Source organism: Pseudoflavonifractor sp. MSJ-30, assembly GCF_018918045.1.
In the GTDB taxonomy this organism is placed as follows: domain Bacteria; phylum Bacillota; class Clostridia; order Oscillospirales; family Oscillospiraceae; genus Faecousia.
In genome coordinates this window covers 1-22,134 of sequence record NZ_JAHLPU010000013.1, presented here as the reverse complement: position 1 = coordinate 22,134, position 22,134 = coordinate 1, and the positions used below count along the sequence as shown (strand labels likewise).

Annotated in this window: 21 protein-coding genes; all 21 read right to left on the bottom strand. The window is 55.7% G+C overall.

From position 1 onward, the window contains the following. Nucleotides 1-338: 338 nt before the first annotated feature. On the bottom strand, nt 339-1,637 hold the full coding sequence (locus KQI10_RS01475; RefSeq protein ID WP_216565632.1) for a lactate racemase domain-containing protein: 1,299 nt from the start codon (nt 1,635-1,637) through the stop codon (nt 339-341). A 1-nt stretch (nt 1,638) separates the two neighbouring features. Next, entirely contained in the window at nt 1,639-2,520 is an 882-nt protein-coding gene (locus tag KQI10_RS01470) for a Cof-type HAD-IIB family hydrolase (RefSeq protein WP_216565631.1), read from the bottom strand. Nucleotides 2,521-2,577: 57 nt separating this feature from the next. Beyond that, nucleotides 2,578-3,519: a phosphoglycerate dehydrogenase gene (locus tag KQI10_RS01465; RefSeq protein ID WP_216565630.1), complete on the bottom strand. Its 942-nt coding sequence runs from the start codon at nt 3,517-3,519 to the stop codon at nt 2,578-2,580. Beyond that, the gene (locus KQI10_RS01460; RefSeq protein ID WP_216565629.1) at nt 3,516-4,973 is read right to left on the bottom strand and encodes a gluconokinase; all 1,458 of its coding nucleotides are present in this window, start codon (nt 4,971-4,973) and stop codon (nt 3,516-3,518) included. The genes KQI10_RS01465 and KQI10_RS01460 overlap by 4 nt, the downstream gene beginning before the upstream one ends. A gap of 4 nt (nt 4,974-4,977) precedes the next feature. Continuing rightward, entirely contained in the window at nt 4,978-5,607 is a 630-nt protein-coding gene (eda, locus tag KQI10_RS01455; protein ID WP_216565628.1) for a bifunctional 4-hydroxy-2-oxoglutarate aldolase/2-dehydro-3-deoxy-phosphogluconate aldolase, read from the bottom strand. A gap of 170 nt (nt 5,608-5,777) precedes the next feature. Beyond that, nucleotides 5,778-7,229 (bottom strand): decarboxylating NADP(+)-dependent phosphogluconate dehydrogenase, encoded by a 1,452-nt coding sequence (gene gnd / locus KQI10_RS01450; RefSeq protein ID WP_216565627.1) that lies wholly within the window; start codon nt 7,227-7,229, stop codon nt 5,778-5,780. Between the two features lie 29 nt (nt 7,230-7,258). Further along, a complete protein-coding gene (locus KQI10_RS01445; protein WP_216565626.1) occupies nt 7,259-8,332 on the bottom strand; it encodes a PfkB family carbohydrate kinase in 1,074 nt (357 codons plus the stop codon). Between the two features lie 72 nt (nt 8,333-8,404). Then, nucleotides 8,405-9,517, bottom strand: a complete 1,113-nt coding sequence (locus KQI10_RS01440; protein ID WP_216565625.1) for a Gfo/Idh/MocA family protein — start codon at nt 9,515-9,517, stop codon at nt 8,405-8,407. Then, a complete protein-coding gene (locus KQI10_RS01435; protein WP_216565624.1) occupies nt 9,514-10,413 on the bottom strand; it encodes a carbon-nitrogen hydrolase family protein in 900 nt (299 codons plus the stop codon). The genes KQI10_RS01440 and KQI10_RS01435 overlap by 4 nt, the downstream gene beginning before the upstream one ends. 9 nt (nt 10,414-10,422) lie before the next feature. Continuing rightward, a complete protein-coding gene (locus tag KQI10_RS01430) occupies nt 10,423-11,454 on the bottom strand; it encodes a zinc-binding dehydrogenase (protein WP_216565623.1) in 1,032 nt (343 codons plus the stop codon). A 61-nt stretch (nt 11,455-11,515) separates the two neighbouring features. Continuing rightward, entirely contained in the window at nt 11,516-12,229 is a 714-nt protein-coding gene (locus tag KQI10_RS01425) for a FadR/GntR family transcriptional regulator (RefSeq protein ID WP_216565622.1), read from the bottom strand. A gap of 22 nt (nt 12,230-12,251) precedes the next feature. Further along, on the bottom strand, nt 12,252-13,058 hold the full coding sequence (locus tag KQI10_RS01420; RefSeq protein ID WP_216565621.1) for an alpha/beta hydrolase family protein: 807 nt from the start codon (nt 13,056-13,058) through the stop codon (nt 12,252-12,254). Nucleotides 13,059-13,153: 95 nt separating this feature from the next. Beyond that, entirely contained in the window at nt 13,154-13,879 is a 726-nt protein-coding gene (locus KQI10_RS01415) for an ABC transporter ATP-binding protein (RefSeq protein WP_216565620.1), read from the bottom strand. Between the two features lie 5 nt (nt 13,880-13,884). Then, nucleotides 13,885-14,625: an ABC transporter ATP-binding protein gene (locus KQI10_RS01410; protein ID WP_216565619.1), complete on the bottom strand. Its 741-nt coding sequence runs from the start codon at nt 14,623-14,625 to the stop codon at nt 13,885-13,887. A 1-nt stretch (nt 14,626) separates the two neighbouring features. Continuing rightward, on the bottom strand, nt 14,627-15,643 hold the full coding sequence (locus KQI10_RS01405) for a branched-chain amino acid ABC transporter permease (RefSeq protein WP_216565618.1): 1,017 nt from the start codon (nt 15,641-15,643) through the stop codon (nt 14,627-14,629). Nucleotides 15,644-15,653: 10 nt separating this feature from the next. Continuing rightward, a complete protein-coding gene (locus tag KQI10_RS01400) occupies nt 15,654-16,526 on the bottom strand; it encodes a branched-chain amino acid ABC transporter permease (protein WP_216565617.1) in 873 nt (290 codons plus the stop codon). A gap of 243 nt (nt 16,527-16,769) precedes the next feature. Further along, entirely contained in the window at nt 16,770-18,011 is a 1,242-nt protein-coding gene (locus KQI10_RS01395) for an ABC transporter substrate-binding protein (protein WP_216565616.1), read from the bottom strand. A gap of 699 nt (nt 18,012-18,710) precedes the next feature. Continuing rightward, on the bottom strand, nt 18,711-20,030 hold the full coding sequence (locus tag KQI10_RS01390; protein WP_216565615.1) for an MATE family efflux transporter: 1,320 nt from the start codon (nt 20,028-20,030) through the stop codon (nt 18,711-18,713). A gap of 72 nt (nt 20,031-20,102) precedes the next feature. After that, nucleotides 20,103-20,333 carry a helix-turn-helix domain-containing protein gene (locus KQI10_RS01385; protein WP_216565614.1) on the bottom strand — a complete coding sequence of 77 codons (231 nt, stop codon included), beginning with the start codon at nt 20,331-20,333 and terminating at the stop codon, nt 20,103-20,105. Between the two features lie 454 nt (nt 20,334-20,787). Next, nucleotides 20,788-21,120: a VOC family protein gene (locus tag KQI10_RS01380; RefSeq protein WP_216565613.1), complete on the bottom strand. Its 333-nt coding sequence runs from the start codon at nt 21,118-21,120 to the stop codon at nt 20,788-20,790. 14 nt (nt 21,121-21,134) lie between these two features. Continuing rightward, nucleotides 21,135-21,932 (bottom strand): MBL fold metallo-hydrolase, encoded by a 798-nt coding sequence (locus tag KQI10_RS01375; protein ID WP_216565612.1) that lies wholly within the window; start codon nt 21,930-21,932, stop codon nt 21,135-21,137. Nucleotides 21,933-22,134: the final 202 nt, after the last annotated feature.

Below are 22,134 nucleotides of genomic sequence, written 5' to 3'. Positions count from 1 at the left end.
TGATGGGTAAGAAAAAGCAGACTCTTTCCATTTCGGGAAAGAGTCTGCGATTTCCTTTTGGGGTTATTTAACAGCCCCATTTGCGTCTTAAAGAATGCTGAAAAGAAGGGGAAAGGAATTGACAATAGACAATGAGCAATTGTCAGTTATTGTGTCCCTGCGGGACAGATTGGGAAACATTCTTTGATTTGTTTCCGGAGAAAACTTCTTAGCGGTCAACTGTCAATCGGAACAAAATGGATGCCTCCCGCAGGGCTTCGGGAGGCATTCATGACGCGAAAGCGATTGTTCCGTTCGGAGGACCGGGTACGGAAAACCGGCTGCTTATCACCGGGGCTTTATTCCCCGGCCTTCCCGGTCTGCTTTTCGAACCGGGTTTGGTCAATCCACAGGCCCAGGGCGGGATTGGGGATGAAATAGATTTCTTCTCCGTTTACCACGTTGGGACCCGGGCGCAGGACGGATGGGTCATATTTTTGGCACATCGCGTCGTAGCTTGCCGCTTCAAAGCCCACGGAACGGATTTCCTCTTGGGAAATGTTCTGAACCGCATAGGTAATCGAGAACCGCCCATCGCTGGAACCGTGAATCAGGTGGGCCGTTGCGCCCATGTTGGTACGGAGGTCCTGATTTTCCGGGTCTTGAAAGGCCTTCAGGATATTCTCCCTGCCGCGGTAGCCGTATTTGCGGATCAGCGCGTCGCACTGCGCGTCCTCCCCGAAAGTGGTAACGCCGGGTGCCAGAATAATCAGCTCCCCGCCGTCGGCAATGGCCATGCGGGTACGGTAAATGGACTTGTTGCCCAACCAGGTCGAGTGAAATTCCGTCGGATCCAGATACACCACGCATTTTTGAATACTGTGGGGTACAAAATCGATGTTCTTTTGCTGCGCAAGTCTGGCAGCCGCGGTCAGACAGCTGCGGCCTTCCCCCAGGAACAGCCCGTGCAGAACGCTTTCGCCTTCGGGCGCGGTACACACGGTCAAAACAAAGAGAATCGGCCTGTCCTTCAGAAAATGCTCCATGCCGTAGTCAAAGATTTTTCGAACGGGGGTCTGTTCTCTGCCCATCATCCGCTCCATGCCATATACCGCGCCGATCATATGGGAGCTGTTGATCATCCCGTTGCCGCCAACGCCTACAAACAGGTTTTTGGCATGATTTGCCATTCCCACAACCTCATGGGGAACGACCTGACCGGGAGAAATGATCAAATCGTATGCCGGATCCATGATCCGGCGGTTGATCTCCACATCCACCGGATCCTGCCAGAGACCCTCGGTGACCTGCTTCACATACTCCGCCGGTACCTCTCCCAGTCGAAGCACATCCCGCCGCCAGTCATGGATCATCATACATTCATACGGAATGTCTCCGTACATGAGCTGCCACTGCTCCTTTGTTACAGGCGCGTGGGTTCCCAGTGCCGGCAAAATATCAACCAGCACGTCCCGGGCTTTCAGCAAATGATAGTACAGGTTTGTGATTTTCCCGGCCTGAGAATGGAATCGGGTAAAATCCGGCGGAATGATCAGGACCCGCCTCAGGTTTCTGCCCTGAAGAGACTGCTCCAGAGCAGCGCGGAGTTCATCATCTGTAAGGCCGCCCTGCTGGCGGACAACAAAAATATCCTCCATGTCACGTCTGTCCTTTCTTCTGGTCCAATAGCTCCCGAATCACCAGCGCCACGCCGTTTTCATCGCAAGAGGCGGTGATACAGTCCGCTGCCTCCAGCACCTCCCGGCAGGAATTCCGCATAGCCACTCCCAAACCGCAGGCCCGGATCATGCTCAAATCGTTTCCGCCGTCCCCGAAGGCCACAGTCTGCGCCATATCCAGCCCCAGATGTGCCGCCAGTGCCGACACGGCAGCGCCCTTGTTGGCCGCCTCCGTGTTGACTTCCAGATTGTTTGCCAGTGAGGCGGCTACGGCAGTGCCGGGAAAATGCGTTCGGATATACTCCGCAATGGCCCACCGTTCATCCGGGTTTTTGATGAAAAATTGGAGCTTCTGTACATTTTTTCCGCGGCGCAGCAGATACTGCTTCAGATCATCCACCGGCGTGCGCAGCTCCTGTATCATTTTCAGGCTGTGCCTGTCCGCGGCAAACTCCGGCGCCGCCTCCTGCATATGTCGGCTGATCCATCCCCAGTTGTCCATGTAGCAGTCATAGATTACAGGCAGCGTATCCAGATATTTCATGATTTCAATTGCCTGGTTCAGCGGCAGTTCCGCGCGGTAGATGGTCTGCCCTGTGGCTATGTCCATCACCTGCGCGCCATTGATGGTTATGGCATAGCGCAGATAGGGCAGTTCCCGAATCACCTGGGGCATTCCGTCAAAAAATCTGCCTGTGGTAGGCACGATCCAGATTCCCTGTGCCGCCGCGTCAGCCAGTGCCCGGGCGTTTTCCTCCGTCAGCTGTTTTTCCGAGTTCAGCAGCGTGCCGTCCAAATCCAGGGCGATCAGGCGGTAGCCAGGGGTTTCCGGTATATTTTGGATTCCGTCGTGCTTGCTCATGTTTTTATCCTCGCGTTTCCTTTGATTCCAGGCTTGTTTCTCGTCAACAGAATCGTCTCAGACCCGGTTGCGACATTTTTTCCCGCTGAGCATATCAATCAGGTTGTCCACCGCCATGGCAATCATATTTCCCACCGCCTCGTCGGTGTGGGCCCCTGTGTGGGGCGTGGCGATCACGTTGGAATAGCGGAATAGAGGGTTGTCCTTTGGCGGCTCCACCTCAAACGCGTCCAGTCCCACACCTCTGAGCTTGCCGGACTCCACAGCCTTGCAGACTGCCTGCTCATCCAGAATTCCACCTCTGGAGCAATTGATCAAGATGGTACCGTCCTTCATTTTGGACAGCAGCGCCTCATCCACCATATGGTAGGTTCCTTCCGTCAGCGGCAGGTGGAGACTGATAAAATCTGCCTGCGAAACCGCCTGTTCCAGACTGGCCGCTTCAATGCCATGGCTGCGACAGTAGTCCTCGTTGATATAGGGGTCGTAGGCGACAACCTTCATGGAAAATCCCGCCGCACACCTGGCCACCACTTTTCCAATGGCTCCCAGACCGATGATGGCCAGTGTCTTTCCAAACAGCTCTGTGCCGTTGACACGGATCCAGCCGCCGTTTTTTGTGTTGTCATTGAGCTGAGGGATATTTCTCGCGAGGGCCAGCATCATTGCAACGCTCAGCTCGCCGACGGCCTCGGAATTGGCACCCGGAGTAATGGAAACACCGATACCGGCCTTTTTCGCCGCCGCGATATCCACCCGGTCGTAGCCCACACCATATCGGGAAATGGCCTTCAGCTTGGGGCAGCCGCGGATCACCTTTTCGGTAACCTGATCCAGACCTGCCAGGTATCCGTCACAGTCCTGAAGCAGCGCCAGCAGATCTTCTTCTCCCAGAGGCTTTCCCAAAGGATTAAAAACCAGCTCGTCCGCAAAATCTTCCAGCTTTTTCAATCTGGGGTCACCGGGTTTGATGGAGGTGGGTGTGACAAGTATTTTCATACTGCTTCTCCTTTCGCAGCTTCTTTATTGGTTTGCGTCATGCTTTCGTAATAAGCGTTCAGATAGCGCTCCTTCTGACGCCGGTAAAAGGCCTGCTTCCCGGGGTCCGGCAAAAAGCGTATCGCTTTGTCGTACTCCGCGCGGAAGTCTGTTACTGCATCTAGCGCGCCTGTGGTATACAGGCCCAGCGCCACGGCTCCCATTGTGCTGGCATCCGGGCAGACAACGGCAAGGATTTCCCGTTCCAGAATGTCCGCTGCCATCTGGGTCCAATGGACGGAGTTCAAAATGCCGCCGGACAAAAGCACCTCCCGGGGAATTCCGTTCTGGCGGCACAGAATATCGTAGCACTGCCACATATTCAGCAGGACACCGGCCTGAATGCCGTGGTACATGTCCGAAAGGTCATGGCAGCCCTCCATCTGGAGAAAGCCGCCCCGCCGCTTTCCCTGCCAACCCGGGCAGCGCTCTCCGTAGAGGAATGGCAGAAACACCGGGATATCTCTGCTCCCGATTCCTGTGCCTTCCAGTTCCTCAAAGGAAAGGCGGCCTTTCAGCAGCTTTTTCTGGAACCAGTCAACACAGTTGCAGGCACCTGCCACTGCCGCGCCGGAGACAACGCCTTCCGCACCCAGATAGCACCACAACTCGCCTCCCGCGGGGAGTACGGGCTGTGGGGCGGTCAGGCGCAGAGCGCCGCTGGTTCCCACGGACATGGTCATAATGCCCGGCCTGCCGGCGAAACTGCCCAGCTGATTCAGCGCCCCGTCCGGATACGCCGGAATAACCGGAATGCCGGCTTTCAGCCCAAGCATTGCCGCCCCCGCACTGCTCAAAGGGGCCGTGTCTCGGTATGTCCCCAGCTCGCCAAGCTGGTTTCTGTCCAGGCCCAGCCAGGACAGAACGAAGGGATCATAATCCGTTGTTTCCAGATTTACCAGGCCGCTGCCGCTTTGTGTGCTGCGGCTTTCCCGGAGGCAGCCCGTCAGGCGGTAAAAGTTGTATCCGCCCTGGGTGGCAAAGCGGCAGCGTGCGGTATCCAGTCCCTGGGTCCGCAGATATCCCAGCGTATAGCTGGGATAGGTGTTGTGGGGCATACAGCCGGTGCGGCGGTAAAAGGCTTCCGAAAGTGACGGGTCCCGGCGGAGGGACTCCGCATAGTTCGCGGAGTCCATATAGTCCCAGGAATAAGTGGGAGTGACCGGGCTGCCGCTGCTGTCCAGTCCACAAATACTGTGCCAGGTGCCGCACAGGGCGATGGCTTCTACGTCCTTGCCCCGGGCGATTCTTTCCGCGTTTTTCATAGCCAGCGCAAATACAGCCTCCGTATCCGTCTGACCATTCTGGTGCAGGATACCGTAGCTTTCCCGCGACGATGCCAGAACCCCTTTGTCCCGGTCATACAGAAGCGCCTTGGTGGAGCTGGTACTGGTTTCTATGGCAAGCACCGGCATAGGCTCAGACTCCTGCCGCTGCTACAACTTCTCGGGTGATCCTTTCGATTTGGTCAAACGCACCGCCGCGAATCAGGCTGTCCTTGACCATCCAGCTGCCGCCGCAGGCAATGACCTGGGGATTTGACAGATACTCCCGGATGTTTTCCGCGCTGACGCCGCCTGTGGGCATAAAACGCACCTGGGGGAATGGGCCCGCCAGCGCTTTTACCGCGCCAACGCCGCCTATCTGCCCCGCAGGGAAGAGCTTCAGTGTTGTCAGTCCCCAGGAAAGCGCGCGCATAACCTCGCTGGGGGTCATCACGCCCGGCAGAACGGAAACATGTTCCTCTTCTGCCCACCGTACAACCTCCTCGGAAAGTCCGGGACACACCAAGAAGGACGCTCCGGCCGCAACGGCCCGCTTTGCCTGCTCTACATTCACAATCGTCCCCGCTCCGACCAGCATCTCCGGGAACCGCTTCCGGATTTTGGCGATGGATCCCTCGGCGGCCTCTGTACGGAACGTGACTTCCGCCAGAGGCAGGCCACCCGCGATGAGAGCCTGAGCCAGCGGGATGGCATCCTCCTCCCGGTCCAGCTTTACGACCGGAACGATTTTATACTTTTCAATTTGTTCAATGATGCTGTTCATGGAATACTCCTTTTCATATGGCAGAAGCAGCCTGTTTCCGGGCTGCTTCTCAGATTGTTGAAAGAACCTTGCGGATTTTTCAACAAAGCTCAGCAGTCCGCCGCGCACTCCGCCGGTAAATGATGTAACTTTATTTGTCGGCTTCCATTGGCAAACGCCGGGAGGCGTTCTCAGGCGTTGTATGTAGAAGCTGCCGTATTGCCGCCGTGGCCGGTCCAGTTCGTATGGAAAAACGTACCTCTGGGCGCATCCACACGCTCGTAGGTATGGGCACCAAAGTAATCTCTCTGAGCCTGCAGCAGATTTGCCGGCAGACGCTCCGTAGTATAGCCGTCAAAATAGGACAGAGCCGAAGTCATGGCAGGGGCCGGGATCCCATATTCCATCGCTGCCGCCGCAACCTTTCTCCAGGCGGGAATGAGCCGCTTCAGCGTATCCCGGAAATAGGGGGCCATCAGCAGGTTGCTCAGCTGGGGATCCTGATCGTAGGCTTCCTTGATTTTTCCAAGGAATACGCTGCGGATAATACAGCCGCCCCGCCACATCAGGGCAATGCCGCCGTAATTCAGATTCCAGCCATAGTGGGCCGCTGCCGTGCGCATGAGGGTATAACCCTGAGCGTAAGAAATAATCTTTGAGGCATACAGCGCCTGACGGATCGCTTCAATGAAAGCCTGCCGATCTCCCGTGAAAGCGGGAATCTGCCGGTCATAGGCCCTGCTCGCCTCCGTGCGCTCCTCCTTCATGGCGGAGAGACACCTGGCAAACACCGCCTCGCCAATCAGCGTCAGGGGAACGCCCTCTTCCAGAGCGGCGATTCCGGTCCATTTTCCGGTGCCCTTCTGTCCGGCGGTATCAAGAATTTTTTCCACCATGGGTTCTCCGTCCGTGTCCTTGTAGGCCAGAATATCCCTGGTGATCTCAATGAGATAGGAATCCAGTTCCGTCTCGTTCCACTGCCGGAATACCTGATGCATTTCGTCATCGGACATTCTCAGCAGGCACTTCATCAGCTGATAAGCCTCGCAGATCAGCTGCATGTCTCCATATTCGATGCCGTTATGGACCATTTTTACAAAGTGGCCCGCGCCATTTTCTCCTACCCAATCGCAGCAGGGGGAGCCGTCCTCCACCTTTGCGCTGATAGCCTGAAGGATGGGCTTCACGGCGGGCCAGGCCGCCGGGCTACCGCCGGGCATCAGGCTGGGACCTTTCAGCGCCCCCTCCTCGCCGCCGGATACGCCCGTTCCGATATACAGCAGGCCCTTGGATTCCACATAGTCCGTCCGGCGGATAGTGTCCGGGAAATGGGAGTTTCCTCCATCTATAATGATGTCGCCCGGCTCCAGAACCTCCAGCAGCTGGTCAATCAGTCCATCCACCGCGCTGCCTGCCTTCACCATCAGAAACACCTTTCGGGGTTTTTCCAGAGAATCCGCCAGCTCTTTCAGGCTGTGGCAGCCGATAATATGTTTACCGGCGGCTCGCCCCTGCACAAAGGAATCCACCTTTTCCGTCGTCCGGTTAAAAACCGCGACGGTAAAGCCCTTGGACTCCATATTCATAACCAGGTTTTCGCCCATGACCGCCAGACCGATCAGACCGATATCTGCTTTTTTCATAGTGACCACCTTTCCGTTTCTTCCTTTGCTCATCTCTGGACACGGGCATTGCCTGCATAGACAGCCCATACCTGCTTTTCGTCCGCGGGTTCCGCGTAGTCATTCATGCTTCCAGCGGCCATGGCACCGGTGGCCCAGCCAAAGCGAATCCACTTTTCGGGTTCCCATCCCTTTAAGATTCCATAGAGCACGCCGCCGGTAAAGCCGTCGCCGCCGCCGATCCGGTCCATAATGTCGATGACCCGCGGTTCCTCCACATACCATTGGTCCCCGGCCAGCATAATGGCGCCCCACTTATTCTGATTGGCAGACAGAACCTCCCGCAGGGTGGTCGCGAAAACCTGGGCATGGGGATATTTTTCCCGGACCTGCAGAATCATTGCTTTAAAATGTTCCAGCTTTTCCGTCAGATTCTCGCCTCCGGCCTCAGGCCCCGCAAAGCCCAGACAGAGCTGGAAATCCTCTTCATTTCCCACCAGAATATCGGCCTTTTCCGCGATCTCATGGAAGGCGCTCCGGAGTTCCGCCTCTCTGCCTTCCCAGAAGGAGGCGCGGTAATTCAAGTCGAAGGAAATCTTTGTTCCGTATTTTGCTGCCGCACGCGCCAGCTTCAGGCAGCATTGCGTTGTCTGCTGGCTCATGGCGGCGATCAGGCCGGAAATGTGCAGGATCTGCACCCCCTCCTGACCGAAGATACGGTCAAGGTCAAAGTCCTCGGAAGACAATGTTCTTCCAATCTCTCCGGCGCGGTCATTCCAGACTCTCGCCGCCCGCAGGCCAAAGCCGGAATCCGCCACATTGAACTGGTGCCGGTAGCCCCACGGGCCGCCCTGGGGAAGCTCCCTGCCTTCAAAGGCGATGTTGCGGCTCCGGAGCTGTGCCTTGATAAAGGCAGCAACGGGACTGTCCTGCACGAATTTGGTCATAACCAGACAGGGAAAACCCAAACTGGAAGCCACATTCAGCACATTGCTTTCCGCGCTGGTAGCCTGCATATAGTACAGGTTGCTGTTGTGAACACTCATACGATTCGTCGGCGTAATCCGTACACCCATGCTGGTAGGACAGGCAATCGCGTATTTACAGCCTTTGCGTAGTTCCATAATTGTCTCCTTTTCTGTACCTCGCTTCCGAAGCCCGTTCATTCCGGTCGGAACTCCGGCAGCTTTGTCCATTCACTTTTTCCAGTCCAGATCCCGTTCATCCGGAACCAGCGGGAACTGAATCGGGGCTCTGTCCCGCTGAGAGCGGTAGATCGCCGTAAACAGTTCTACGGTTCTGCGCCCATCCTCCAGTGTCACCAGCGGCGACCTGTGGGCAAGAATGGCATCCAGGAAATCCTTCAGCTGCTGTTTGTGATAATAAGTAGTGGAGTCGACGGACTCGAAGAAAGCCCGGTCCTCCTTCTGAAATTGGGCCAGAAGGGATTCCTCTCCGGCAACCGTCCACAGGTCATTCACAGGAGGTTCCGCAATCCCTGTCATGCCGGCAATGAACATGGCGCCGCCGTCCGTCTGGACGCCCACCGACGCGCCATTGGATCCATGCACCCGAACGTTTCCAAAAAGGGCCGGATTCTGGGAATTGCTGACGGAAAGGGTTCCCAGCGCACCGCTGCGGAAGCGGATCACGGCCACGGCGGTGTCATCCACCTCCAACTCCGGATGGTTCAGCGTATCCCACATTCCGTACAGGGAATCAATCTGCCCCATATACCACAGCAGGAGATCCATCTGGTGAACGGATTGGTTGACCAGTACGCCGCCGCCCTCTCCCTTCCAGGTTCCCCGCCAGGGATCGCTGTGATAGTAGTTCATGTCCCGCCAGCCCAGCATATTCAGACTGCCGAGGATGGGTTTTCCCAGCTTCCCATCCACGATGGCCTGGTGTACCCGCTGAACAGGTTTGTAAAATCTGCGCTGACAGACCATGGAGCCGGTTACGCCGCTTTTCTCCACGGCCCGGATGATGGCATCGCAATCCGCCAGCGTGGAAGCCAGCGGCTTCTCAATGGCTACATGCAGCCCAAGTTCTGCCGCTTCCACTGCCATAGCCATGTGGGCCGGATGCGGCGTACAGATGCTCACCGCTTCCACACCGGTTTCTCGCACCATCTGCGTCACGGAGTCGAAAGCGGGTACACCGTATTTCTCCCCAAAGGTTTTCGCGCGGCCAATGTTATGATTGCATACTGCCGTAAAATCGCTGTTTTCCAGCTGGCTGTAGCACTGGGCGTGGTAGTCGCCAACCTTGCCGCAGCCAATCACACCGGTTTTGATTTTTCTCATAGCTGCGTACCTTTCTCCATGAATCGGTAAAGCCCGGTATATGTCTGGGGCTGCCGTTCCCGAATGGGACGGTTCCCATTATGCGCCAGGTAGCGTGCCTGGATGATTCCCTGGGTCAGATCGATCTCCCCATAGCAGATGCCTTCCTGGAAGCCGGTGCAGGCAAGCTGTTCCCCGGAAGGGGCGTAGATGGCGCTGTGGCCGCAGTACCATGCTTCCTTTGTCTGGAAGACCTGGTTGGAGGAGATCAGATAGACCATATTCTCCGTTGCCCGCACCTTGTCATACAAATCGTTCAGAAGCCGTGCCTCATCCCGCTCCAAATCCATTTTCTCCGGATGCCGGATTCCCCAGGCAGTGGGGCAGACCAGAAGCTGCGCCCCGTCCAGGACCATGCTCCGCGCCGCCTCCGGGAAGGATTTGTCATAGCAGATCATCAGGCCGATTCTGCCGATGGCCGTCTGGAAAACCGGAAACCGTTCTCCCGGGGTATACATGTGCAGCTCGTCCATAGGAAGATGCACCTTGCGGTATTTCCCGATATAGCCCTCCGGGCCGATCAAAACCGCCGTATTGTACAGGATATCCGGTTCTGCTCCATCCTGTTCTGTCATGCCGAAGACCACATAAAGCCCAAGCTCGGCGGCCTTTTCCGAAATTGTCCGTACGGACGGCCCATCCGGAACCGTCTCGGCGTTGGCATAATGGTAGGCGAACTGTTCGTTATACAGTGTCCTGCAATTGAACAGGTAGCCGGACAGTATCTGCTCCGGAAAAACCAGCAGCTTCGCGCCAGACTGAGCCGCCAGCTCCATCCAGTCCAGCATTTTTCTTAAATTCGCCGTCTTATCCATCTGCGCGTTCATACACGCGCTGGCAACTTTCAGAATCCCCATCGGCATACCTCAGGGAATCAGGAGAATCTTATCCAGACCATCCTCCCGGTTATAGACCTTGTGCATCCACTTGTCCCCCTCGGACAAAGGGAAGCTGCCGCTTATCATGGCATCCACATTGACCTTCCCGGCCGCAATCAATTCCAGACACCGGTCGTATTCGCCTGCGGACGCACAGCTGCCGAAAAGGCTGAGCTGGTGCGTTACAACGTGTTGCAGGGGGAAGCTCATATTCCGGGCGATATTTCCAATCAGGACTACGCTGCCATTGAGTCGGGTCGTATGGAGGCACAGCAAAAACGTGCTTTCAATACCCGTAGCATCGTAGGCGGCGTCGACGCCCTTGCCGTCTGTAAGCGCGAGGATCTGCGCCTCCGCCTGGGGATCCCGGGAATCGATTCCGGCATCCGCCCCGTTTTTCTTGGCCATATCCAGACGTCTGTCGGAAATGTCCACGGCAATGACCTTGCTGACACCCAGACTCTTGAGAATCTGTACGGCAAACAGACCAATGGTCCCCACGCCCACCACCATGGCGGTACCGCCGACAGGCACTTCACATCTGGTCACGCCGTGGTAGGCAACGCTCATTGGCTCAACCATGGACGCCTGCTGGAACGTTACGGAATCCGGAAGCCTGTACAGTACATATTCCGGAACAACCACAAACTCCGCCATGGCACCATGGTGTCTGTAATCATCGCAGGAGACGCCAATCACCTCCCGGTGATCACACAGGTTTACCATGCCCTTGCGGCACATCTCACACTCGTTGCAGTAAATGGTGGAATCAAAGGTAACACGGTCTCCCGGCTGAAAACCGGTCACATTCTGTCCAACGCTTTCAATAACGCCGGAGGCCTCATGCCCCATAATGATCGGTGGCTGACGGCGGCCTGTGCTGCCGTCCATACCCTTTACGTCACTGCCGCATACGGAGCAGGCCATTACCTTGACCCGAACCTCTCCCGGTCCGGGAACAGGCGTCTCCACATCCCGATAGACAAAATGATTGTACGCTTCCAATACCAACGCTTTCATAAATTTTCCTTTCCGTCGCATTTGTGCGCCTTGCGGGAATACAGCCGGGCCAGGGAACGCTTTACTCCTTTTCAACGGCCATCTTCTGATACTCCGCCACACGGGCACGGTTGTACTCGTCGTGGCTCTTTATCAGCCGTGCCGCCTGGCAGGGCTGCTTCTTGACGATATAATCGAAGAGCAGCTGATGAAAATCGCCGGAGATTCCCGCGGCGCCCTTGTGCCGGTTCAGATAACTCAGCACCCGGTAAATGCGGGGCCGGACGGCCGTATAGGCATCGATCATCAGGGAATTATGGGTCGCGAGATAGATGGCGTAGTGAAACGCCTCGTCCTCTCTGGAGTAGGTCTCCACGGAATAGTCCTCCGGGGGCATCTGCAGCATGCCGTCCAGATGACTTTTTATGACACGAAGGTCTTCCTCTGTTCTGTTCTCTGCCGCCTGCTGAACCGCGCCGTACTCTACAGCGGCACGGAACTCCTGAAATTCCCGGAAATCGTCTTCTGTAATATTGTCTCCGCCTTCATCCAGCTCATTTTCATAGTTCAAAGGATTTGCGCAAAAGGAGCCTGTTCCCTGATAGGTAATGATCTTATGCTCTGCCCGCAACCGCTGCAGCGCCTCCCGCACCACAGGGCGGCTTACATTCATCTCTTTTGCCAGAGCCATTTCCGAGGGTATCCGCATACCTTCCGAAATTTCGCCGCAGCAGATCATGGCATTCAACTGGTCATATACCTCATTGACATAATTGATCTTTCTGATCTTTTCCATAAACAGGACTCCTTTTGCTTCTTTATGTATATTTACCCTCCCCTTTTTTCTGGACAGGGAGCCATTCAAAGATGCGCTTGATCTCGTCGTCCCAGAAATTCCAGTCATGAATTCCGGGCTGCTCATGATATGTAAACGGCAGTCCGATTTCAGTGAGATAATCCCGAAGCTCCCGATTTGCCTCATACAGGAAATCTTCCGTTCCACAGCACAGATACAGCTCAGGAACCTTATCCGCAGTTTCCAGCACGTGCTTTGCCAGCCACTTGGGGTCGTCTCTGGTGCCTTCCAGAACCTCGTCCGGGTCAAAGGCCCATGCCCAGGGACTGCCTTTCTTCCGCTGGCGAATTCCGGAGTTTCCGAAACCGCCGGACAGGCTGGCCACATAGCCGTAACGCTCCGGACAGCTCAGGCCCAGCATAAACGCGCCGCTGCCGCCCATGGAGAGGCCGGCAATAAAGGTGTCCTCTCGCTTCCCGGAAGCGGGGAACATCCAGTTAATCATGCTGGGCAGCTCTTCCGTTACATAGGTGAAGTAATTCTTCGCGGCTGGGGTATTCCGGTAGCAGCTGTTCTCGCAGTTGGGCATTACAACAATGACATTGCGTTTTCTGGCATAGTCCTCAATGCGGGAAAATCTGGTCCAGTCAGACTCATCACCGAAGGTGCCGTGGAGCAGATACAGCACGGGGAAAGGACCCGTATGGGCACACTCCGCAAAGGTCTCCTGGTGACCGGAAAGTGTGGATTCCGGTGTGGGGAGCAAAACGTTGACATTGGTTTTCGTCTGAAGGGATGGCGAGAAGAATTTGATGGAAATAACTGCCATATCGATCTCTCCTTATCATATTATACGGGTATCCTTCCGGGAAAACAACAGTATTTCCTAAAAACACTGCGTATTTTCGAGAAACATCCGCTTTCTTATGCTTTCTTTGCAAAATTGCCAAGGTAGGCTCTGGCAATCCGGTCATCGTGTTCCAGCTCTGCCGCGGGCCCCTCAAAGAGGATCTGCCCCTGCTCAATGATGTATGCGTAATCCGAGTTCTCCAGAGCCTTTTTCGCGTTCTGCTCAATGAGCAGGATGGATATTCCCTGTTCATTGATCTCGCGGATCTTCCGGAACACCTCTTCGATCACCAGCGGCGCCAGACCCATGGAGGGCTCATCCAGCATAAGCAGCTTCGGCCTTGCCATAAGGCCGCGCCCGATGGCAAGCATCTGCTGCTCACCGCCGGAAAGGCTCCAGGCCTGCTGGTCCCGCCGCTCTTTCAGCCGGGGAAACAGGCTGAATACCTTCTCAATATCCTCTTCAAAGCTGGCCCTGCCCATGAAGCCGTGCCAGCTGATGGTCCCAACCTCCAGATTCTGGTAGACGGTCAGGCCGGGAAATACCAGCCGTCCCTCAGGCACATGGATCACGCCGGCCTTGTTGACATGCTTGGCGTTCTCCTTTGTAATATCCTCGCCATTGAAGGAAATGCTGCCGGTATGCTTTACCATGCCGCTGATGGATTTCAGCGTCGTCGTTTTTCCCGCGCCGTTGGCTCCAATCAGGCAGACGATTTTGCCGTCGGGCACTGTTAAATTAATGCCCTTCAGCGCTTCAATGGCGCCGTAATAGGCATGCAGATTCTTGATTTCCAGCATCCGCGTTACCTCCCCAGATAGGCTTCGATCACCGCTTCATTGGACTGTACCTCTTCCGGTGTGCCATGGGCGATCATTTTGCCAAAGTTCAGAACAACGATATGGTCACAGACGTTCATGATCATGTCCATTTTGTGTTCAATCAGTACAATACCGACGCCCTTTTCCGCCGCATGACGCATCAGAGCTACGCTCTTCTCCAGCTCTTTGGCGTTCAGGCCCGCGGCGGGCTCGTCCACCAACAGCACCTTCGGATGGGACAGCAGCGCGCGGACGATTTCCAGCCGTTTCAGCTGGCCATAGGACAGCGATGAAATATCGTCCTTCCAGTTGACTGTCAGGTCCGCGATCTCCAGATACTGGTCCACCTCGTCCAGAAAGTCATTGCCTTTCTTTCCGAAAAAGGACTTCAAAAAGCCCATCTGATCGGCCAGATCCGTACCCAGCTTCATATTTTCCCCAACCGTGGAGCGGGAAAGGAACCGCGGAGTCTGGAAGGTTCTGCCCAGACCCATGCGCGCCCGTTCGTAGGCTTTTTTATCGGTAACATCCTTGCCATTCAGCAGAACACGCCCGGTATCGCAGGCGTACAGGCCGCTGATGAGGTTTAATGTTGTGGTTTTTCCGGCGCCGTTCGGGCCGATCAGGCCCATGATCTCCCCGGGTTCCAGAGCAAAGGAGACATCCTGTACCGCTTTCAGGCCGCCGAAGGAAATGCTGATATCTTCTACCTGTAAACACGCCATGTTACGCACTCTCCTTTGCTGTGGTTTTCTTCCGCTTTCCGGTCAGTAGCTTGCGGAGCTTCTGATACTGGTTCTTCAGCAATCCTGCCAGCCCCATGGGCATGAAGATCATCAGCAGAACAATCAGCGCGCCGTAAAGCATGTTTAAGTAGGTGCCGGCGGATCTGGCAATCTCCGGCAGGTAATTCACGAGGATGGAGCCGAACAGCGCGCCTACAGGGCTCATAACGCCGCCCAGCATCAGCATGATAATGAAACTTTGCTGGGTCGTGAAGGAAAACAGGGACGCGCTGATGGTTCCGTTGTGAACCGCGTACAAAGCGCCGCCGATGCCGGAGAATACGCCGGAGATAATAAACGCAAGCAGCTTTGTCCGATAGACGTTTACGCCCAGACTGTAGGCGGCAGTCTCATCGTCCCGGGCCGCCATGAGGCTGCGTCCGAAGGACGTGTTTTTGATCCGATGCAGCAGCAGGATCAGCAGGTAGCAGGCAATGGCCAGCAGAACGAACCAGCTCTTAAAGGTAGAGAAGGTTTTTCCGAACAGCGTCAGCTTGCTGATACCGGAAGTGCCGTTAGGGCCTCCGGTAAAGGCGGAGAAATTCTGGAACACGGAGGTACCGATATAGACCAGTGCCATGGTTCCGAACATGAACGCCCTGCCGTCCAGTTTCATCAGCAGCGAGCCCACAACCGCGCAGAGAATCACAGAGCTGAGGATGCCGCAGAGCATAGCCGGGAACAGGGGCCAGCCCAGCTTCGTATTGGTAAAGCCGCAGACGAACGCACTGAGACCCATCACCGCAATGGAGCACATGGACATACAGCCGCCCAGGCCAAGCATCAGATACATACCGGCTACACTGAAATAGTAAATCAGAGCCACATTAATCAGGTTGACCCTGGAATTTTTCAAATTTTGAATAAAGAACTTATCGACCAGCAGGATTCCCGCAATTACCACGGCGCTGACCAGCAGCAGCCGAAGAAAACGGGATCTTTTTGTTCCATTTTCCATACTCTTCTCCTTATGCTTTGTCTTTTTTGACCTTGCTGCCCAGAATACCCTGGGGACGGACAGCCAGAACCAAAAGCAGAGCGCCAAAGACCACAACATCCTTATAGGTCGTTGTGAAATAGGTACTGTAGGACTCAATCAGGCCTACGGCAATGCCTCCGACAATAGCGCCCGGCAGCGAGCCAAAGCCGCCGATTATCAGCGCCGCAAAGGCACGCGCCTGGAAAATACTCAGAGAATTGCTGACCCGGTAGACCGGCGCCAGCAGCCAGCCGGCCGTACCGACCATCAGGACAACGATGCAGAAGGTCAGCATGGTCGTAAGATTTGTGGGAATGCCCAGAAGATCCGCGGCGTATTTGTTCTGCGCCGCGGCGGACATCACGCGTCCGCAGTAGGCCTTGTCAAACAGCAGCCAAAGACCAACCATCATCAGGGCGGTTACGCCGAAAATAAAGAAATACTGATAGGGGATAATAAAAGACCCCAAATGAAGAGAACCGGCAACGATAGGATCTACGCTTTTGGTCTCTGTCGTAATGAAGCACAGACAGCACTCGGAAATAACAGTGCCCGCGCCTATGGTGCAAATCAGCATTGCCTGCGGCCATTTGGTCCGCTTGAATGGGAAGAAACATACACAACAGAAAACAATGCCTACGGCAATCAGGGAAAGAATCGCGAGGATAACCGCAATCGCGGGATTCAGGTGGAGCTTTCCAAGGAACAAATACGCGAAATAAGCGCCCAACGCCATCAGATTGCCCTGGGCAAAGTTCATAACGCCCGCAGCCCGCAGAAGCAGGATAAGTCCCATGGCAATCATTGCGTAAGCCAATCCTACACAGATGCCGGTAACTGTTTGCTGTAAGAAGAGAATCATGAGAGAACCCCCTGTTGAACGGAATTTGAAACGATCTTCCGGTGCCTTTCACCGGAAAGGGCCTTGCGGAATCTGCGCTGCCCTGTCTGGACGGAACACCCGCCCCTTGCCCTGCCTGCCGAGCGGTACGCGGGGCTGCAATCAGGGCCATTTTAGAAGGTGGGTCAGCGGTATGTTCTGCCGCCGACCCATTGGGGTATTGCCGCGGCTGCCGAAGAAATCGGCAGCCGGGATGTGAGAGAATCAGTGCTCGACCTTCAAAGGCTCTGTAACCTTAATGGCCGCGCCCAGCTCACTGGATGCGTCTGCTTCGATGGTCGCCAGATAGATGTAATCGGCGAAGGAGCCGTCGGAGTGGAAGGTGTAGGAGGTCATAACGCCCTCGTAGCCGGAGATCTGGGACAGGCCCGCGAATACGGAGTCCTTGTCGTTGTTGCCGGCCAGCTTTGCAGCCTCCAGAATCAGGTTGCAGTCATCGTAGAAGGAGGCGTCGATCCAGGAAACGTCTTCAAAGGTGAACAGCTCGTTGGCCAGGAGCTTGTCGGTAAATTCCTGAACCTGAGGACGGACCTCGGGGGTGGGGTATTCGGAGAAGCCCAGCAGACCGATGCAGTTTTCTGCGCCGCAGTTCTTGATGAACTGGTCGGCAAACAGGTTGGAGTTGGAGATGATGGGATACTGATAGTTGTACTGCTTCAGCAGGGCAATGATGGACTGGCCATCGGTATTGGCGGTGGCGTGCAGCAGGATGCCATCGGAGCCGGCCACGTTAATGGCCTTCTGTACGATGGGGGTATAGTCCGTGGTGGAGGTGTTGTCAAATTCAATGATGTCGGCCATCTGCGCGCCGTTGTTCTCCAGATAGGTCTTCATAAACTGGCTGTCGTTCTTACCGTTGGAGGTATTGTAGACAACGGCAACGGGGTTCTTGCTTCCGTTGTCCAGCGCGACCTGGGCCATAACGTTGGAGAAAGCGGTATCAACACAGCGGTTGGTAAAATAGTAATCGCTCTTCTCGCGCATCTCAAAGTTGGTGGCGATGTTGAACACGGGGATTTTCGCGTCATTCACGTAGTCGGCGCAGGCAAGCGCGTACTGGCTGAAGAAGGTACCAATGATGGCGGAAACATCTTCCTCCTCCAGTGCCTTCAGAAGCGCGTTGATATAGCTCTGCTGATCGTTGCCGCCGTCAATAACAACCATTTCCACCTGCTTGCCATTGATTCCGCCGGCATCGTTGACTTCCTTTTCAAATACGTCGGCCAGCTGCGAAAGGCGCTTGCCGTTGTCGGTGGAAAGGCTTGTGCCGCAATAGACAATCTTCAGATTCTGGGTCGCAGTGGCGACCTCCGTGCTGCCCTCTGTAGCTGTGGTGCTGCCCTGGGGAGCCGCGGTGGTTGCCGCGGGGGCGGAGGAGCTGTTTCCGCAGGCTGCCAATGCCAGTACCATAGTCAGTGCCAAAACCAGTGCGATCAGTTTTTTCATTTTTGAATTCTCCTTTTTTGTATTTGCTAACGGCCAGCCATGCCGTTAAAGCCTGATATAAGATGTAAGTTGTCATACAACTTACATCAAAGAACCACCCTGTTGGATGATGAAAATATCATAACGAGGTGTGTGAAATTTGTCAATAACTTTTTAAGCCAATATTATCTTTTTGTTTATTACGCCGATTTTGACGGAATTATACTTATTTTGAGCAGGCGCTTCTTGTTGACAATTGGCTATTTTGCACATTCCACGTGACACGGATGACGCCAATCCTCCACGAAGCAGAATTCCTTCTCAAAATTGCCCGCCACGTTCCGATTTGCGTGAACACCGATAAAATCGGAAATCATTGGGAGAAGAGGGGGCAGTAAGCAATGGCCGGATAGGCTGCCGATGCATGGCCGGGAACTGCCTTGTACGGCGGGTGGACCCGAAAGAAAGACTCGCACAGGCCGGATACTACAGTATCCTTGACCGGTACGAGTCTCTGTACTTATGGGATTGCACCGGCCTGTACCGAACGGTACGCCGGTCTGTACGGTGGTGCGGTAAGGCTGCGGGGCTATGCAGTCACTCCAGCTCTGTTCGGTATTATGGGATATTCCCGGCCTGGCCTATGGCACCGCCGGGCGGAAAGGGAAAGGGCCGGACTGCGGATCAGGGACATAGCCGTGCAGGCGGGAGCAGGCGGCCTTATTGAGCCTGCGCCCTGCGCAGGAACTGGCGGTAGAGGATCACGCCGACGGTGGTGGTGATGATGTCGGTCACCGGGAAGGTGAGCCAGAAGTAGTCCAGGCCGAAGCGGGAGAAGAGCCAGCCCAGGGGGACGAAAAGGACCACCGTGCGGATGACAGTCAGGGCGGAGCTTTTCAGACTGGCCCCTACGGCCTGGAAGAAGACCGGGAAGGTCAGAGAGGATACCAGAGGGAGAAAGCTGATGCCCTGAATGGGGAAGCTGACCCGGCAGATGGAAATAACGGCCTCGTCATGGGTGAAGACGTGGAGCATGGGCACGGGAATGAACACGAAGCACAGGGTTCCGATGAACATCAGCGCCATGCCGAAAATCAGGGCTTCTGTCAGTGTTTTCCTGCAGCGCTCCAGATTCCGGGCGGCGTAGTTGAAGCTGATCACCGGGACGATGCAGGTCTGCATGGCTCCCAAGGGTATGAAGAAAAAGGTCTGCCACTTGTAGTAGAGGCCCAGGGCCGTCACCGCCGCGTCGGAAAAGGTGGCCAGCACCAGATTCAGTCCCAGAATATAGAAGGTATAGGCGGACTGCATCAGCATATTGGGCAGACCCATGTGGAAGATTTTCCGGACATAGTGGGGATACACCGCCGCTTTCGGGGACCTTCGGCAGCCTCCCGGGAATACGATGGCGGCGGCAACAATCTGCCCGGCTACGGTGGCCGCGGCGGCGCCGGCGATGCCCATCCGGGGCAGGCCCCAAAGGCCGAAGATCAGCAGCGGGTCCAGAACGATGTTCACAAGCGCTCCCAGCACCTGGGCGATCATGGGCGTGCGCATATTGCCCTCAGCCTGCAAAACTTTGGTCCACACGCTCTCTGTGAACAGCCCAAAGCTGAGGGTACAGACGATGCGCCCGTAGAGGACGACCTCCTCAATGACCTCCGGGGAATCCGTGGACATTCTGGCGTAGCCCGGCATGGCGAACCAGCAGATCACGGCGAAAATCAGCCACATGGCCAGAGCCAGCGGAGTGCCGACGCCGGCGTACTGCTCCGCTTTCTCCTTTTCCCCAACGCCCAGTTTGGCGGCCATGACCGTGTTGATGCCCACGCCGGTACCCACGGCCAGAGCAATCATCAGCAGCTGCAGGGGGTAAATAATGGACAGGGCTGTCAGGCCGGACTGGGAAAAGCGGCCTACGAACAGGCTGTCCACAATGTTATAGAGCGCCTGGATCAGCTGGGCCAGCATGACCGGCGGCGCAAGTTTACATAAAACTTTATGGATGGGTGCTTCACCAAAGAATTGGGCAGTGTCCATGGGCGTTCCTCTTTTCGTTACGAAAATCGCAGAGCCATTATAGTTTTTCGGTTTTCGAAAGTCAAGGGGCGGTTATATGTGCTTCTGCCTGCGGCGGGGATCCGGGGCTGTGCCCAGAAAATAGTCCGCGGAGACATTGTAGTAGCGGCAGAGGGTGACCAGGTGACGGATGGGCATTTCGTTGGCTCCGCGCTCATAGCGGGCGTACATCGTCTGGGATGTGCCCAGTACCTGGGCTATCTGGGACTGGGTCAGATCATTGTCCTCCCGCAAACCCCGGAGTTTTTCCAAAAATGTCCGCATGGCGGCACCTCCTCAAAGAAGATGCCACAAGTTTAGCAAAGTAAATATCTTTACTATTGACTTTAGTACATAAGTTTACTATAATAATCGACAAGTGCACCGTTTCACACACATTTTTCTCATGTGAGTCCGGTTCCGACAGGCATCTCTGCCCGCCTCGTCCGGAGCTTGATGAAATATTCCCCCGGCCGCAGGCCGGGGGAATGTCAAACTGTCGGAAAACCCCTTGCGGGCTTTTCCGACAAACCTTTGCAGTCTGCTGCGCGCACGAATTGTTCGCCTAAGGCAAACAATTCGCACACTCCGCATCCTGAGATGTATTTTCTGTCAGGTACACGCCCCGACAGAAAATGATTGAATCTTTTTTGCCGACCTCTGTCAGCAAACTCTGCGAGGCTTTTTTGAGACGTTGATTCCCCCGGCTGTTGGCCGGGGGAATGTTCTTTGAAGGGGGTTACTTGATTTCAAAGGTCAGGCCCAGGCAGGAAAACCAGTGCCGGGGCTTGCCGGGGACGCTTTCTGCGCCGTAGCGGGCGGCCCGTGCCAGCAGGCCGTCCAGATCTTTGGAGGAAAAGGCAATGTGGCCCACCCGGCCGGTGTCCGCCGCCTGGGTGCTTACCCGGCACAGCTGCACGCCGCCGTCCAGCCAGATGCTGGCGGGGGCGTCCTCCGGCCCCTGGGTGCGGGTAACGGTCATGCCGAAAACGTCCTGAAAAAAGGTCAGAGCGGTGTTCATATCTGCCACATCGATGGCAATATGGTGAATGGGGCAAAGATGGTCAGTCATAATCCTGTCTCCTTTTACAGTTCTACCGTCTCCATATCCTCGGGGACGCGGATATTGCCGGAAAACACGCTGCCGGCTTCCCGGGTCATAAGCTCCCGGCGTTCGGGGCCGTAGTCCTCGGTATGGTAAATCAGCAGATTCCGCACGTTCATATCCCGGGCGATCGTGCCCACATCCAGGCTGGTCACATGGCTGCGCTCGTAGGGCTGGTAGGTATCCCGGTCGGCATACAGGCAGTAGGCCTCGCTGAAGAGCCACTTGGCGTCCCGGGCGTATTTCTCCGTGGAGGGCTTTACGGGCTCGTCTCCGGCGAAGCACACCTGTTGGCCGTCCGGCAGGTCCAGCTGGAAGCCAAACTGCTTCATTTTTTTGGAGCCGATGTCGAAGGCCTGAATATCAAAGCCCGCCAGATTCAGCTTTTCCCCGTCCGTTACCTCCCGGAAGAGGATCTGCTTGTCGAAGTATCTGGTCATCTTCTTGCCCAGAATCATCTCGCAGATGGTCCGCACATGGTTCAGCGTCTCCGCGCAGGCGGCTACGGTAAAGGTGCCGGTATAGCCCTGCTCCGCCATGGCGGTGCCCACGGCCCGGATGACCCAGGGGGTGCCCAGAATGTGGTCGGAATGGCTGTGGGTGACGAACATACCGCCGATGGCGGTAACGGGCACGCCCAGCTTGTCCAGCCGCACCAGAATCTCATTGCCGCCCCCGGCGTCCACCAGGAGCTTATTGTCGTCCTGCTCCAGAAGGAAGCAGGTGTTGTAGCGTTTCAATACCATGGCACAGCCCGTGCCGAGGAAGGTTGCTTTCATTTGGTTTTCTCCTTTTTGGGGGTTTGCTTGATAAATTGACAATTGACAATGAACAATTGACAATTATGGTATCCCTTCGGGATAAATTTGAATTGTTTCCGGAGGAAACTCCGCAATTGTCAACTGTCAATGCGAATCAAGAGTTGAACGTATACCCTGAAAGCGGAAATCCCAAGCCTTCCCCTGGGAGGGGAAGGTGGCC

Excerpts from the sequence above, each read along its gene's own strand:
- KQI10_RS01475 (WP_216565632.1), bottom strand. The coding sequence starts at position 1,637 with ATGGAGGATATTTTTGTTGTCCGCCAGCAGGGCGGCCTTACAGATGAT.
- KQI10_RS01470 (WP_216565631.1), bottom strand. The coding sequence starts at position 2,520 with ATGAGCAAGCACGACGGAATCCAAAATATACCGGAAACCCCTGGCTAC.
- KQI10_RS01465 (WP_216565630.1), bottom strand. The coding sequence starts at position 3,519 with ATGAAAATACTTGTCACACCCACCTCCATCAAACCCGGTGACCCCAGA.
- KQI10_RS01460 (WP_216565629.1), bottom strand. The coding sequence starts at position 4,973 with ATGCCGGTGCTTGCCATAGAAACCAGTACCAGCTCCACCAAGGCGCTT.
- eda (WP_216565628.1), bottom strand. The coding sequence starts at position 5,607 with ATGAACAGCATCATTGAACAAATTGAAAAGTATAAAATCGTTCCGGTC.
- gnd (WP_216565627.1), bottom strand. The coding sequence starts at position 7,229 with ATGAAAAAAGCAGATATCGGTCTGATCGGTCTGGCGGTCATGGGCGAA.
- KQI10_RS01445 (WP_216565626.1), bottom strand. The coding sequence starts at position 8,332 with ATGGAACTACGCAAAGGCTGTAAATACGCGATTGCCTGTCCTACCAGC.
- KQI10_RS01440 (WP_216565625.1), bottom strand. The coding sequence starts at position 9,517 with ATGAGAAAAATCAAAACCGGTGTGATTGGCTGCGGCAAGGTTGGCGAC.
- KQI10_RS01435 (WP_216565624.1), bottom strand. The coding sequence starts at position 10,413 with ATGGGGATTCTGAAAGTTGCCAGCGCGTGTATGAACGCGCAGATGGAT.
- KQI10_RS01430 (WP_216565623.1), bottom strand. The coding sequence starts at position 11,454 with ATGAAAGCGTTGGTATTGGAAGCGTACAATCATTTTGTCTATCGGGAT.
- KQI10_RS01425 (WP_216565622.1), bottom strand. The coding sequence starts at position 12,229 with ATGGAAAAGATCAGAAAGATCAATTATGTCAATGAGGTATATGACCAG.
- KQI10_RS01420 (WP_216565621.1), bottom strand. The coding sequence starts at position 13,058 with ATGGCAGTTATTTCCATCAAATTCTTCTCGCCATCCCTTCAGACGAAA.
- KQI10_RS01415 (WP_216565620.1), bottom strand. The coding sequence starts at position 13,879 with ATGCTGGAAATCAAGAATCTGCATGCCTATTACGGCGCCATTGAAGCG.
- KQI10_RS01410 (WP_216565619.1), bottom strand. The coding sequence starts at position 14,625 with ATGGCGTGTTTACAGGTAGAAGATATCAGCATTTCCTTCGGCGGCCTG.
- KQI10_RS01405 (WP_216565618.1), bottom strand. The coding sequence starts at position 15,643 with ATGGAAAATGGAACAAAAAGATCCCGTTTTCTTCGGCTGCTGCTGGTC.
- KQI10_RS01400 (WP_216565617.1), bottom strand. The coding sequence starts at position 16,526 with ATGATTCTCTTCTTACAGCAAACAGTTACCGGCATCTGTGTAGGATTG.
- KQI10_RS01395 (WP_216565616.1), bottom strand. The coding sequence starts at position 18,011 with ATGAAAAAACTGATCGCACTGGTTTTGGCACTGACTATGGTACTGGCA.
- KQI10_RS01390 (WP_216565615.1), bottom strand. The coding sequence starts at position 20,030 with ATGGACACTGCCCAATTCTTTGGTGAAGCACCCATCCATAAAGTTTTA.
- KQI10_RS01385 (WP_216565614.1), bottom strand. The coding sequence starts at position 20,333 with ATGCGGACATTTTTGGAAAAACTCCGGGGTTTGCGGGAGGACAATGAT.
- KQI10_RS01380 (WP_216565613.1), bottom strand. The coding sequence starts at position 21,120 with ATGACTGACCATCTTTGCCCCATTCACCATATTGCCATCGATGTGGCA.
- KQI10_RS01375 (WP_216565612.1), bottom strand. The coding sequence starts at position 21,932 with ATGAAAGCAACCTTCCTCGGCACGGGCTGTGCCATGGTATTGAAACGC.